This window comes from Sulfobacillus thermotolerans, assembly GCF_039623705.1.
In the GTDB taxonomy this organism is placed as follows: Bacteria; Bacillota; Sulfobacillia; order Sulfobacillales; family Sulfobacillaceae; genus Sulfobacillus; species Sulfobacillus thermotolerans.
In genome coordinates, this window is record NZ_CP133983.1 from 2,101,412 (window position 1) to 2,114,405 (window position 12,994).

The window sequence follows — 12,994 nt, forward strand, 5'->3', positions numbered from 1 at the left end:
GAGCCTCTATTGACTAATCGTCAGACCTGACAGAGAAAAGTTTTGGTGTCCAGAGGTCCAAAGCGCAATAGCGAGATTCTCATGGTGGCGCACGTCGATCGTTAAGGTGTCATGGGGCATGCCCGACATGATGTCAGCGGTATAACGCCCGGCTATAATCTTGCCCAAAACGACCGACTCCGTAGGTCTAGGGCTATGGACAGTGACGGCAATATGGTACAGTCCTGGAGTAAATGCGACGGCGATGGGGGCGAAAATCATGCCGCGTGTCCTTTGAGAAACCTGCAGGCTTTGCGTGTTCCAATTTAAATGGCCGAGTAGAATCTTCTGAGTCCAAATAGGAATGTCCCATGACCGTGTCCGTGGCTGCCATCCAGCGGCGAACGGTGCCTGTGGCGGGATGCGGAAATGGCGCATTCCAGAGACAATAAACAAGGGTCCTTGATGGAACGACACGTGGTAGCCTGAGTGCAGGGCGTGAGCTAAAACGTCCGCTAAATAAGGCGTGGTGGGCTGGGCGGCAACAATATCTGTGGTGACATGGTTGGAACCGGCTTCATGCCAAAGCTCGGGTAAGGTGCCTGTGGCTAGACCTAATGCGACTTGCCGGTCAACACCTAGCAAATCATAGCGATACAGCCAAGGACCGAGTCGGTTTTGAGTCCATATCACACTGTTTCGTGACAGGTGGCGGTTGGCTTGCTGGGTGGCGGTCCATGTGCGCGGATGCGTGACCGACAGAAGGGGCAGGATGTTGACGCTTAAGAAGCTGGTTTCTAAGATCATGGTGGTGAGACTTATGCCAAAAAGGAGACGGGATCGACGGTTTTTGAATCGCGCCAGAGCTTCGATTAAGGCCAGAAAAAGCCAGCCCGCAAGTATCACTTGATATTGAGACGTGAGGTACCGTTGATTAGGGAATAACGAGAGCGCATTGAGAAAAAGCAAGGAGAGCATGGCTGGTGTGGAGGCTGCCCCCAAGAGTGACAAGCCCAGTACAGGGCCTAAAATCCAAATAAAGTAGGACCCTTCATGAGATAAATGGTGCGCAACAAGGGAAAAGTGAGTGACAATGCCAGCCAACATGCCTATGTATCCATGGCCGAGATAGGCGTATAGGTGTTTATTATGTTGCGTCATGCCGCCGTCAAAATACTGAGGAATAATCCAATCCATTTCGGCGAAGAAGAATAGAAGGCTGCCGCCTAAAGTGATCAGGCCGTCGCGAATACGGTGTTGCCAAAGTATCAAGCCAAAACCGAACGCACCAATAGAGATGATGGCCACATTCTTGGATAGCGCTGCACATAGAAAAAGGATGTAGGAAAGAATTTTCGATTCGGCCTGATAGGCGACATAAGCCCAAATTAAAAACGGTAGCGCAATGAAATCGGGATGAAAGTCAAACTGACTGCCGCCAATAATGGCTGGATATAAAAGAAAAGCCATCGAGACAACTGCTGCCTGCCATTCCGACAAACCATGGAGCCGTGCTGCTCGGTAAATTCCCCAAGCACTGATTGCGGTTGCCGTACTTTGTAAAGTAAACAAAAAGACGGCCCCCCCCAAAAAACGGAAGCCATAGGCGATGGGATAAATCCATAGAAATCCATCGATCGATACCGCGGGCGCTTGAAAGACACTCGAAAAAGCCCACCAATTGCCATGCGAGATATTCCACATTTCTTGCTCAAAGGCACCTAAATCCATGGTCGTGGCTTCCATATTATAAAATTTATGAACCGACACGATGAGTTGAAAAGACACAAACAAACACGTGACCACGATGGTCGTAACCTGCGGCCATGACCAACGTGGTTGTGTTTGGGTGCTGGGTGAAGTGTTGAATGCAGGTATCACAAAGGGCCTCCTATAGATTTTCAAATTGTATTAAGTCGGGTCATATATGCTCATGTTGCTTTCGTCAAAAGATCGTTAAATTCCTGCCTAATTTTGGCGTTTTTAGGAAATTGATGGGGATTTGGGGATGATGTTCCAATCCGGTAGCTTCCCCTATGGGCAAAGATGTTGACAATTTGGCTTTACGAAAACGCTGCAAAGAAGGTGGGATGACGTTCGTTTCCCTTCTCATACAGGTCCGGTGTGCACGGATACCGATTCATGACGATGGGCATGGACTCATCGAATCGGCGAGTGATTTAGCAAGTTCCACGAAAGGATGAACCGGAACGCCAAGAGGCTGTTATGTCTTCTCCTCAAATGCGGTCGATTTGAGAAGTTTTTGTGAAAAGGCACAGATATGAGAGAGATTGAAGGGTCTGTCAGATGGTACTCTAGAGGGGTAAGGAAGAGTTTTCCTCTGTTTTTGTCTTCGTTTTTTGATTACATGTCTTGAGGGTTTCTGCGTTACTGGGAAGGGCTATCATGGTGTTTCCTAACGGTATTTCGAAGCGGTTCTTCGGTAATGGGGTAGCCAAAGGGGACAACACATCAGAGTTAGGGGGTCGACAACGTGGCTAAACCACAACCAAGAGATCAACGGGAAGATTATGCGTTACGTTTTGTTCCAGCGAGTTTTCGGATCTGGCACTGGTCGAGCATTTTCAGTGTCTTGATTGGTGTTTCCACCGCGATGTTCTTTTTGTCATGGGGAAGTGAATTGACCTTAGAGTACGGGACTGGGCCAACAATTTGGGGTATGGTGTTTGGCGTACTGTTTATTGGATCCGTTGGTTTCTTCTTTAGTTGGGTCGGGGCCAAAACGGGGCTCGATAGTGATCTGATTACACGGGGCAGCGGGTATGGGTTTATGGGTTCCGCCATTGCTTCGATTTTGTATAGCTTCAATTATATTATGTTCTTTGCGTTTGAAGGCTCCATTTTAGTAGGAGCTTTGCAGACGAGTATGCCTCGCGTTCCTGCTTTGCTGTGGGAAACGTTGATTGGGCTGCTCTTTATCGTATTGGCCACGAAGGGCATGCGGTTTTTAAGTTGGTTGATGTGGGTGACTCTTCCTATCTACGCAGTGGCCGTGGCGTTCGTGTGGTACCATGTGGCCCATGTTCTCCATCCCGTACCATGGCTGGCTTATCGGCCTGCTAAGGCTCCATCGCTTACGGCGGGACCGATTTTGCTGCAATTAGCTGCCACGGTGTTTGCCTTGATTAGCATGGGGACGCAAGGGGCAGATTTAGGACGCTTTGTGCGTGCCAAAGATACCGCCATCGGTGCCTTCTTCAACGGGTATGTCGTGATGATTGTCACGTTCTTAGGGGTGGTGTTACTTGGCTCGTATTTTGGACTAGAGCTGCATCAGACCAATCCTGGGGATTATTTTACGGCTATTTTAGGGCCGGTCGGGCTACTCATTGTGCTGATCACCCAAGTGCGCATTAATACGGTCAATGTGTACAGTGGTTCTCTTGCCTATTCGAACTTCTTTTCGCGTGTCTTTCATTTCACGCCCGGCCGCCAATGGTGGGGAGTTCTTACGGCAGTCTTGGGGACCGTGTTAATGATGGGAAATATTTTTGCCCACATGCTCCAAATTCTTACTTTTGAGGGCGTCTTTATCATCGCGTGGGCGATGACGGTGGTATCTGACACCCTTTTTAACAAATGGCTATTCAAACTAAGCCCCGCAGGTTATGAATATAAACGGGCCTTTTTGCCGCAATTCAACGTAGTAGGCGTGGGCGCGCTGGTGATTGCCCTGCTGGTCTCGGGTCCCTTAGCCTTTGGTGCGGCAGGTCCTCTTGGTGAAACTTGGGCCCCTTTTGTTTCGGCGGGATTAGGATTATTGCTCCCGCCAATAATTGCCGGCGTGACTAAAGGACGCACCTACCATGTGCGCTCAACGGCGTCACTGGAATCTGGGCAGGACCAGGTGATAAATTGTATCCAATGTCATCACGCGTTCGAGGCATTAGATATGGTGGGTTGTCCCTTTCATCAAGGGCCGTTGTGCTCGGTGTGCTGTGGATCAGAATCAGCGTGTGGCGATCAATGTAAAAGTGCCGAATTGCTCACACAAACGGTATCGCAAGGCACCTCTTGGTAAAATGAGTTAAAGAGGACAGCTCAAGCAAAGCAACGATGAGGTGAGACATTTTGGCGACTTGGAGGATTCGCCCGGTAGGCGAATATGCGGTCCTCATCGAGTTCGGTTCTGCCATAGATGAGCAGATTAATAGGCAGGTGCACCACATCGCTCACTGGATTCGCGCACAGATGCCGTTGGTTCGTGATGTGATCCCCGCCTATACGACGGTTCTTGTACTCTATTCCCCGGAAATGGGAGGGCTAGATTGGAACGGTTTGGTGGCAGAGGCTTTGGCCACAATGCCTGCGCAAGACACAAGGGGCCGGCGTGTGACGTTGCCTGTGGCTTATGGGGAAGAGTTTGGGCCTGATTTGAATGACGTGGCTCAGATGCATCAGATGCAGCGGGATGCGGTAATCGCTGCACATGCCGGGAAGGATTACCGTGTGTATTGTCTAGGATTTTCTCCAGGCTTTCCCTTTTTAGGCCCTGTTCTCGAAGCCATACGGGCTCCCCGCCGACCCACTCCGCGGTCGACAGTCCCAGCTGGTTCTGTTGGCATTGCCGAGCAGCAGACGGGGATTTATGCCACTGCAACGCCAGGAGGGTGGCAAATCATCGGACGGACGCCGATTCGGCTATTTCGACCCGAATTGGATGCTCCCATTCCTTATGAACCTGGAGACGTGGTGAGGTTTTGGCCCATTGACGCCAAAATGTATCAGGTTTTGGCGAATGATCCTGCCATTCAAAACGGCCCGTGGCCCGATCAATTATGGGAGGGGGGGTGGTGAGGCAATGATCGTGGTCCGAAAGCCAGGGGTCCAAGCAACCATTCAAGATTTGGGCCGCTACGGATATCAGGCGCTAGGTTTTGCTTCGGGCGGTGCTGTTGATGCCCTGGCATATCGTTGGGCTAATGCACTAGTCGGCAACGCGCCAGAGGCCGCCGCTATTGAAATAGTTTTGCAAGGAGGAGAGTGGTCTTTTGAAGAAAGTACATGGGTTGCCGTAACCGGCGCTGTTTGTGAAGTGGTAGTGAATGACAAGGAAAGATTGCCGGCATGGAGTGCTTTTTGGGTGCAAGCGGGCAGTACGGTTCGATTGGGAAAATTCACAGGCGTGTACGCGTACTTGGCGGTACGCGGGGGATGTGCAGTCCCCACCGTGATGGGCAGCCGCAGTACGGATTTAGTCGCAGGGATCGGGGGATATGCCGGTCGTGCGTTACAGGCGGGGGACAAAATTCCGGTCGGTTCCACGGCGTTGGATGACTGGGCTTACCGGAGAATGCTTCGGCGAGCCCCGATGCTGTGTCAAGAGATCTTAGCTCCTGTTCGGCTGTTGGCAGGTCCTCATGATGAGGTCATGGGCGAAAATTTGTGGACGAAGTTCTTTTCTCAAGAGTTTGTAGTCGGAGCGGCCAGTAACCGCATGGGTATCCGGCTTCAGGGCACCTTTCGCCCTGACCCTCTTGCCCCCATGATATCAGAAGGCATGGCGCCAGGAGCCGTGCAGATTACGCCTGACGGCACGGCACTCGTTTTGCTGCCGGCTCGAGGGACTTTGGGCGGATATCCCGTTGTGGCCATGGTTGCCACCGTCGATTTGGGGCGATTGGCCCAAATCAAGCCCGGTCGCAAGGTTCGCTTTGAGCGGGTGAGCCGCGAGACATCGCGTCAGTTGTGGGAGCAAGCTGTTTTGGCTATCCACGACCGCAATGTTCGCGAAGAAGCTCGCGAGGGCTAGTCGTTATGACGAAAGAGTTCTCGGAGAAAGACGTCTGGAGACTTCAGGAAGGACAGCGTTAATTGGTAGGGCGTAGAGTCCTCGTAGCGTATAGACGTGATAGGGGCAGCGTCAAAAGAGTAGATGGTTGCACCGGGAAACGCTAGGAGGATGGGTGAGTGGGTAGCGATGATGACTTGGGTCTGGCCGGTCCCGGACCATTGCTTTAACAGACGAAGAAAAGCCAATTGACCGGTAATGGAGAGGGCGGATTCCGGTTCGTCAAAAAGGTAGAGGGCAGAAGAACGGGGCTTTAACAGTTCGGTTGATAACTAACCAAAGCTAACTTATACTATACAAAATGGAGAGATTAGTTAGCATAAGGGAGGCGGCCAAAGCCTTGGGCGTATCCATTACCACTCTGCGACGCTGGGAGGCGGAAGGCCGGCTCATGGCCGAACATACGCCCGGCGGCCACCGGCGCTATGACTTGGCGAAGCTGCGCCCTGAGTGGTTTCATGGTGCTGATACGGCAAACCGGCGCACCGTTGCCTATGCGCGAGTCTCCAGCCACGACCAGAAGGATGATCTGGAACGGCAAAAGCAGGTTTTGGCATTGTTCTGCGCGCGGCAAGGCTGGACATTTGAGGTTATTGCCGACCTGGGTTCCGGCATGAATTACCACAAGAAGGGCCTGAAACGGCTTCTGGATGCCATCATCGGGGGTGAGGTCGGACGGTTGGTGATCACCCACAAGGACCGCCTGCTGCGGTTCGGCGCGGAACTGGTTTTCGCCATTTGCGAGGCGAAGCAGGTGGAAGTCGTGATTCTCAACCAAGGCGAGGACACGACCTTTGAGGAAGATTGGGCCCAGGACGTGCGCGAAATCATCACGGTGTTGAGTGCTCGGTTGTACGGCTCGCGCAGCCGCAAAAACCCAAAGCTACTGGATGGCGTGAAACGTGTTGTGGAGGAATCGCAGGCATGATTGTGGCCCATAAAATCGCGCTGGATCCGAACAACCAGCAGGCAACCTACTTTGCCAAGGCCGCGGGAACCGCCCGGTTCGCCTACAACTGGGCGCTGGCCGAGTGGCAGCGGCAGTACGAGGCATGGAAAGCCAACCCCAGCCTACCCCAGCCCGCGCAACAATCGTTGCGCCGCCAGTTGAACGCCATCAAGCGCGACCAGTTCCCGTGGATGCTGGAAGTCACCAAAAACGCACCACAGATGGCCATCATCCAGCTAGGCGAAGCCTTCAAGAATTTCTGGGCGGGACGGGCGAAGTATCCGAAGTTCCGCAAGAAAGGCGTACACGACCGCTTCACCCTGACCAACGACCAGTTTTCTCTCAACGGCCGCCGCATCCGCATCCCTAATCTGGGCTGGGTACGGATGCGGGAGTCGTTGCGTTTCACTGGCAAGCTCCTGTCCGCCACCATCTCCCGTGTGGCCGACCGTTGGTTTGTCAGTATCGCCGTGGATCCCGAAGAACCACCCCAACGCCGCGCTGAAAACCAAGGCGCGGTTGGGGTGGATTGGGGGGTATCGGCGTTGGCAACGCTCTCCACGGGAGAAAAGGTCATAGGCCCCAAGCCCCATAGGGCGTTGCGCAAGCGGTTGCGGCGGTTGTCCCGCAGTCTGTCGCGTAAGCACCGAGCCGCTAAAGCCAAGCTCGGCTTGGCAGCCAATGCGCCTATACCAAAGGGCGTAAGGCTGCCGGTGTCGGAGAATGCGAAAAAATCCAGGGCTAAACTGTCCAGGCTCCATGCCCGTGTCGCCAATATCCGGGCCGACGCTTTGCACAAGCTCACGTCCGACCTCACTCGCCGGTTTCATACCATCGGCATCGAGGACCTGAATGTGCGCGGGATGCTGAAGAACCATCGCTTGGCACGCTCCATCGCCGATATGAGTTTCTTCGAGTTCCGGCGGCAACTGGAATACAAGGCCGAACGGCGCGGCGGCATCGTTGTGGTGGCGGACAGATGGTTTGCCAGCAGCAAGATTTGCTCAGTGTGTGCCGTAAAACAGGACAAAATGCCTCTGGCGGTACGCCAGTGGACGTGCCCGGATTGTGGAACCATCCACGACCGGGATGAGAATGCGGCCAGGAATCTTCTGGCGTATGGCTTGGCCGCCCTAAGCGGCTCTACGGCGAGTTCCGCCGGATGTGAAGCCTGTGGAGAGGAAGGCTCTGGCTCTAGTCGTAAGACTGGAGTGAAACCGGCCTCAGCGAAGCAGGAAATCAGCTTTGAACCTGTTTGAGCAGGTTCGAGTAGGTCTGATAGAACGGTTGCAATCGGTTGCGAAATAAGGATAAAAAGGATTCCCCGTGCGACTGCTGATGGAAAGATTTGCCGCCATATGACGCAAAGACGCTGTCGTCCTCTAATTCTTCCAGATAGCTGGCGTAGCTGAAAAAACTTTCTGCCCGAAAGAAGAAGCCGTGTAACGCCTTATGGTTCCATGTTAGACGCATAGCTTGGGACAGTTGCCCATCGGTATGGGCGGCGTGATACGCGGCATGGCGGCTGCCGCCTTCGGGGTTAAACCCGGAAGCTATGGCAAGAGACTCGAGGATTGTAGATTTGCCGCTTCCATTATCCCCAATGAAGAAGGTGACCGCTGTCGGAAAGGATAGGACGTTTAAGTGTTTGAGGACGGTCAGATTCCATGGATACGTTGATGGGCGTGGTGTAGGCCATGTCAACCGGACTTCTCGCAGGGGAAGAATGGGGATCGCCTCCTATGCAAAGGGGTAGGACGTGCTTACTCTCAGCATACCATAAGGCCTAGGATTGCCGGTGACCGGATAGTTATTCAAAGAGATAATAAAGAGGGGGCTATATGATGCGGGATACTATTGATATCAACTGTGATATGGGCGAAAGCTTTGGCGTCTACCATTTGGGAGATGATGCCGGCATTATGCCTTTTATCACGTCGGCGAATGTGGCATGTGGATTTCACGCCGGAGATCCGCAGGTCATGCAGCGTACAGTAGCCTTAGCCAAAACCCACGGCGTCGCGGTGGGTGCGCATCCTAGTTTTCCGGATTTGGTAGGGTTTGGACGTCGAAACATGACCTTGACGTATGAGGAAGCCTATGCCGACGTGCTGTATCAAATAGGCAGCCTCTATGGCGTAGCGAAGAGCCAGGGGCTATCTCTTCAGCATGTCAAGCCACATGGCCAACTGAACAATATGGCGGTGACAGACGCTCAATTAGCGCAAGCGATTGTGGATGCCATCTGGGCATTTGACCCCTCTCTCATCGTTATCGCTTATGGGGGAGAGCTTATGCGTGCGGCGGAAGCAAGGGGTTTGCGGGTCGCGCACGAAGTATACGCGGACCGTGAATATCTGGATAACGGACAGCTAGTGCCGCGCTCTTATTCCCATGCCGTTATCCATGATGTGGAGCGAATCGTGGCGCGTGCTGTGCAGATGGTGCAAGATCAAGCTATCCCAACCGTCTCCGGTCAACATCTGCCCGTACAGGTGGACACAATTTGTGTGCACGGCGACACACCTGGGGCACGGTCCATAGCCCAGGCATTGCGGGAGGGGTTGGAAGATGCCAAGATTATGGTGCGCACATTAGCCACTACAGCCGCACTGTAAGTCCAATCAAATACCGAGTGGTACCGAGCAGGAAAACCTGCGGGGTGCCACGAATAGAGTGGTAATCGGCGGTTAGGAGGATTTGCGGTGGCGACGTATAACAAGTTGGTTCGGGATAAAATCCCTGACATCATTCAAGCAGCGGGAAAAACATGCCGCATTCGGACACTCAACGATGAAGAAATGCGACTCATGCTGCAACGCAAGTTGCACGAAGAAGTGCAAGAATATTCGAGCGCAACGACCGATGTGGAAGCGTTAGAAGAACTGGCGGATATGCTAGAAGTCATGTGGGCCCTGGCAAAACAGCACGGAGCCACCCCTGAACAGTTGCTTACGATTCAAAACCAGAAACATCACATGCGCGGGGGGTTTGAAGACCGCATCTTTTTAATCGATGTCGATGACTGATGTAACGCTTTTAACCCGAAATTTAGTGAAGGTTATCCGTTCCCAGTTGAAAGAAGCCCAAGCGGTTTATTGGCTGGTTGCATTTGCCATGCAGTCTGGGGTGGAGCTACTGTTGCGCGATTTGAAAGCCGCAGAAGCGGCCGGAACCGATATCAAAATTTTAGTGGGCGACTATCTTTATGTCACGGAGCCCGAGGCTTTGGCCCAGCTGCTTGACGCACTGCCGAACGCGGAACTGCGTCTATGGAAGAGCCAAGGCCAATCTTTTCATGCTAAAGCTTATCTCTTTGAACATGCGAACGCGGCGGATACGATGATCGTGGGGTCGTCGAATCTGTCGCAATCGGCAATGACGAGTGGGATCGAATGGAATCTTTTAGCCTACGACCGGTCAACGCAAGCTGTGGAACATTTTATGCGGTTATTCTACGCGGATCGCACCGTGCCTCTTAATGCGATAACTCTGGCACACTATGTGAAGGATTGGCATCAATTTCGTCAGCAGCATCCAGATCATCTGGCGACGTGGACTGAGCGCGAGGCATTGACCTTGATGTTCGATCCGGAAGATATGGCTCAGAGTCCTTCACCTGATGCGCAGGTAACGCCGACGCTCTTGCCAACGCCAGTGCAAGCGGAAGCACTTGCCGCATTGTCAGACACGCGGCAAGAAGGCTATTCTAAAGCCTTGGTGGTATTGCCTACGGGACTCGGCAAAACGTATCTGGCAGCATTTTTTGCCCAACAGTTTCGCCGTATTTTGTTTGTGGCCCACCGTGATGAAATTCTTCGCCAGGCATTGGCGACGTTTCAGTCCGTGATGCACCAGCGGTCATTTGCTGTCTATACAGGAAAGCACGATGATGGACGTGAGAGTATTTTTGCTTCGGTGTTTACGTTGGCAAGCGAAAAGCATCGCCGGCAATTTTCACCCACGGCCTTTGATCTCATGGTTGTTGATGAATTTCATCATGCGGCAGCCGCATCGTATCAACGGCTGCTAACGTATTTTCGCCCCCAATTTTTATTAGGGCTTACGGCGACACCTGACCGGACAGATGGACGCGATATCTTTTCGCTATGCGATGGGAATGTGGCGTTTCAGGTATCATTGCCCGATGCTATCACACGTCAATGGTTGTCGCCTTTTTGGTATGTGGGGGTTTATGATCCGATCGATTACAGCGCACTGCGGTGGCGCCGCACCCATTATGATCCGAACGATCTTCTGCGTGCCCAGTTATCGGAATCCCATGTTGCTGCGGTCTATCAAGCATGGCAGGCCTATCATCAAACACGTACACTTGGGTTCTGTAGTTCTATCCGCCATGCCGAATTCTTGGCCGAACAGTTTGCCAAACGGGGAGTGCGCAGCACGTGGGTTTATGCTGGTTCGGGATTGGGGCAACGCCATCAAGTGATTCAGGAACATCAGGAATTTGGCACGTATATTGGGCTGAAATACTTGTTAGGTGTCTTAACGCCAGACGAAGTTCAGGTCTGGGATAAATATCAGAAATGGTTGCTCGAAGTTGAATCCACGCTGATGGTGAAAAGCTATAAGATGGTTTTGCTTAAGGCTATGTTGGCGCGTGGCCCGCTGCAGTGGGCCGCACCCGTGACCGCGCGAGATGTGGCGGCTTATTTTCACCAATATCTGACGGCCGAGCCCCACCGCATGCGCATAGACTTTTCCGACAAAACGACGATGCCCCTTAGAACCTATCACCCGGAACGCATGGCGAATTTGATTCAGCGTATGCCAATGAAACAATGGAGTCAGAGCAGTGCGGGATGGGTGCAGCTCACCGGCGATACGCTGCAAATTCGTGTGGGGGCGGCGGATGCTCGGACACTCACGATATTAGCGAATTGGACCGAGCAAATTGCCGATTATCGTCTGCATGCTTATTTTGAACGCAAGAGTCAGGCGCTGACGTAATCATCGCTTGTGACCATGTCTTGTCCATGGTAGGATGGCATCAGCAGATAGTTAGGACTGTTTACGAAGGAGGCATGCATGACACGCCCAACCCGAGCAGACCTTAACACGTTGCGCCATCATAATCGTCAGGTCATTGTCGATATCATGAGACGCTACGGATCATTGTCGCGAGCGGAATTGGCACGCTTGACACGTTTAAGCAAGGTGACTGTATCAGAAGTCGTCGACGATTTAGTGGCCGAAGGTTATTTGCGTGCCGTGGGTTTAGGGACCGCAGAAATGGGCCGAAAACCCATGCTCATGGCGTTTAAGGAGTCAGCAGGGTTTGTGCTGGGAATAGAAGTGGCACCACGTATCGTGCGGTTGATCGTGACCGACTTGATGGGAGATGTCGTGGCAACCTTTGAGGAGTCTGGCGTAGCAGCGGCGGGGGACGACCTGATTAGGGCCCTATGTGCCCTCATTAGTAAAGCGCGAACCCATCTACCTCAGAGCCGTTATGGATTGATGGCGGTAGGCATTGCCATCAGTGGTTGGGTCGACTTCGCGCAAGGCGTGGTCGTGGCTGCACCCAATATGACATGGGCACCGCTCGCTTTGCAAGAACGTCTCGCCAGCTGTGTTCACGTGCCAATTATTGTCGATAATGAGGCGAATGCGGCCTTAGCCTATGAACATGGACACGGCATCTTGCGCGATGTGGATCATGCTGTCTATTTGAGTGTGGGTTATGGCTTAGGCAGCGGGATGTTGATGAATGGTGCCGTGTATCGGGGACACAAAGGAATGGCCGGAGAAATGGGGCATATGGTCTTAGACCCTGCGGGGCCTTTGTGTACGTGTGGCAACCATGGCTGCTGGGAAATGTATAGTTCCGAAAAAGCTTTGCAGAGAATGATGAGTGGCTGCACGCCTGCACTCACCGTCAACGAAGGGGACCTGACGCACTGGGCAATACAACAGGCGCGGCAGGGGGCGCCGTGCGCGCGTCAGGCTTTACGCGCGGTAGGCCGTTCTCTTGGCCAAGGGATCATCAATATTGCAAACCTATTGAACCCCCAGACTCTGGTGGTCGGAAATGGGATGGTCGAAGCTTGGGAGTTCTTAGAACCCGAAATGATGGCAGTGCTTAGTCAGGCAGGACTTTCTGCCACAACCCAAGACCTTATCGTCACGCCGTCGCCCCATTATCAAGATGCCGCAGTCCGCGGGGCGGCGGCTCTTGCGTGTGACGCCGTTATTGCCCGGATTTAAGACTCAGGTTATGCATGGAGTGTACA

12 protein-coding genes are annotated in these 12,994 nt (G+C 52.9%); 9 read left to right on the forward strand and 3 right to left on the reverse strand.

The window, feature by feature from the left end:
• Nucleotides 1-6 precede the first annotated feature (6 nt).
• The gene (locus ORD20_RS10880) at nt 7-1,860 is read right to left on the reverse strand and encodes a DUF2079 domain-containing protein (RefSeq protein WP_103374827.1); all 1,854 of its coding nucleotides are present in this window, start codon (nt 1,858-1,860) and stop codon (nt 7-9) included.
• A 613-nt stretch (nt 1,861-2,473) separates the two neighbouring features.
• Between ORD20_RS10880 and ORD20_RS10885 the strand changes: the two genes are divergently transcribed.
• From ORD20_RS10885 to ORD20_RS10895, 3 genes are read left to right on the forward strand one after another with little or no spacing between them, the layout of a single operon-like run.
• Complete coding sequence (locus ORD20_RS10885) at nt 2,474-4,021, forward strand: purine-cytosine permease family protein (protein ID WP_430626170.1); 1,548 nt, start codon at nt 2,474-2,476, stop codon at nt 4,019-4,021.
• A 50-nt stretch (nt 4,022-4,071) separates the two neighbouring features.
• Nucleotides 4,072-4,797 carry a 5-oxoprolinase subunit PxpB gene (gene pxpB, locus ORD20_RS10890; protein ID WP_158246200.1) on the forward strand — a complete coding sequence of 242 codons (726 nt, stop codon included), beginning with the start codon at nt 4,072-4,074 and terminating at the stop codon, nt 4,795-4,797.
• 4 nt (nt 4,798-4,801) lie between these two features.
• On the forward strand, nt 4,802-5,752 hold the full coding sequence (locus tag ORD20_RS10895) for a biotin-dependent carboxyltransferase family protein (RefSeq protein WP_158246199.1): 951 nt from the start codon (nt 4,802-4,804) through the stop codon (nt 5,750-5,752).
• Here the strand turns inward: ORD20_RS10895 and ORD20_RS10900 are convergent.
• Nucleotides 5,749-6,051: an AAA family ATPase gene (locus ORD20_RS10900; protein ID WP_146039009.1), complete on the reverse strand. Its 303-nt coding sequence runs from the start codon at nt 6,049-6,051 to the stop codon at nt 5,749-5,751. The genes ORD20_RS10895 and ORD20_RS10900 overlap by 4 nt on opposite strands.
• A gap of 41 nt (nt 6,052-6,092) precedes the next feature.
• Here ORD20_RS10900 and ORD20_RS10905 point away from each other — a divergent pair, with 41 nt between their 5' ends.
• Together ORD20_RS10905 and ORD20_RS10910 are read left to right on the forward strand one after the other, a co-directional pair.
• Entirely contained in the window at nt 6,093-6,719 is a 627-nt protein-coding gene (locus ORD20_RS10905; RefSeq protein ID WP_430626171.1) for an IS607 family transposase, read from the forward strand.
• A complete protein-coding gene (locus ORD20_RS10910; RefSeq protein WP_430626172.1) occupies nt 6,716-7,999 on the forward strand; it encodes an RNA-guided endonuclease InsQ/TnpB family protein in 1,284 nt (427 codons plus the stop codon). The genes ORD20_RS10905 and ORD20_RS10910 overlap by 4 nt, the downstream gene beginning before the upstream one ends.
• Here ORD20_RS10910 and ORD20_RS10915 read toward each other — a convergent pair.
• A complete protein-coding gene (locus ORD20_RS10915; protein ID WP_158246269.1) occupies nt 7,980-8,444 on the reverse strand; it encodes an AAA family ATPase in 465 nt (154 codons plus the stop codon). The two genes, ORD20_RS10910 and ORD20_RS10915, sit on opposite strands and share 20 nt — an antisense overlap.
• Before the next feature lie 137 nt (nt 8,445-8,581).
• On the opposite strand from ORD20_RS10915, the gene ORD20_RS10920 reads away from it, so the two are divergent.
• The 4 genes from ORD20_RS10920 to ORD20_RS10935 all read left to right on the forward strand — a co-directional run bounded on the left by ORD20_RS10920 (nt 8,582) and on the right by ORD20_RS10935 (nt 12,968).
• Nucleotides 8,582-9,358 (forward strand): LamB/YcsF family protein, encoded by a 777-nt coding sequence (locus ORD20_RS10920; protein WP_369825251.1) that lies wholly within the window; start codon nt 8,582-8,584, stop codon nt 9,356-9,358.
• A gap of 87 nt (nt 9,359-9,445) precedes the next feature.
• Entirely contained in the window at nt 9,446-9,769 is a 324-nt protein-coding gene (locus ORD20_RS10925; protein ID WP_103375603.1) for a nucleoside triphosphate pyrophosphohydrolase, read from the forward strand.
• Nucleotides 9,762-11,711 carry a DEAD/DEAH box helicase family protein gene (locus ORD20_RS10930; protein ID WP_430626173.1) on the forward strand — a complete coding sequence of 650 codons (1,950 nt, stop codon included), beginning with the start codon at nt 9,762-9,764 and terminating at the stop codon, nt 11,709-11,711. The genes ORD20_RS10925 and ORD20_RS10930 overlap by 8 nt, the downstream gene beginning before the upstream one ends.
• A 78-nt stretch (nt 11,712-11,789) precedes the next feature.
• Entirely contained in the window at nt 11,790-12,968 is a 1,179-nt protein-coding gene (locus ORD20_RS10935; protein ID WP_103375601.1) for an ROK family transcriptional regulator, read from the forward strand.
• Nucleotides 12,969-12,994: the final 26 nt, after the last annotated feature.

Bases quoted from the DNA above. Each gene is read 5' to 3' on its own strand.
- ORD20_RS10895 (WP_158246199.1), top strand. From the start codon at position 4,802: ATGATCGTGGTCCGAAAGCCAGGGGTCCAAGCAACCATTCAAGATTTG.
- ORD20_RS10905 (WP_430626171.1), top strand. From the start codon at position 6,093: ATGGAGAGATTAGTTAGCATAAGGGAGGCGGCCAAAGCCTTGGGCGTA.
- ORD20_RS10910 (WP_430626172.1), top strand. From the start codon at position 6,716: ATGATTGTGGCCCATAAAATCGCGCTGGATCCGAACAACCAGCAGGCA.
- ORD20_RS10920 (WP_369825251.1), top strand. From the start codon at position 8,582: ATGATGCGGGATACTATTGATATCAACTGTGATATGGGCGAAAGCTTT.
- ORD20_RS10930 (WP_430626173.1), top strand. From the start codon at position 9,762: ATGACTGATGTAACGCTTTTAACCCGAAATTTAGTGAAGGTTATCCGT.
- ORD20_RS10935 (WP_103375601.1), top strand. From the start codon at position 11,790: ATGACACGCCCAACCCGAGCAGACCTTAACACGTTGCGCCATCATAAT.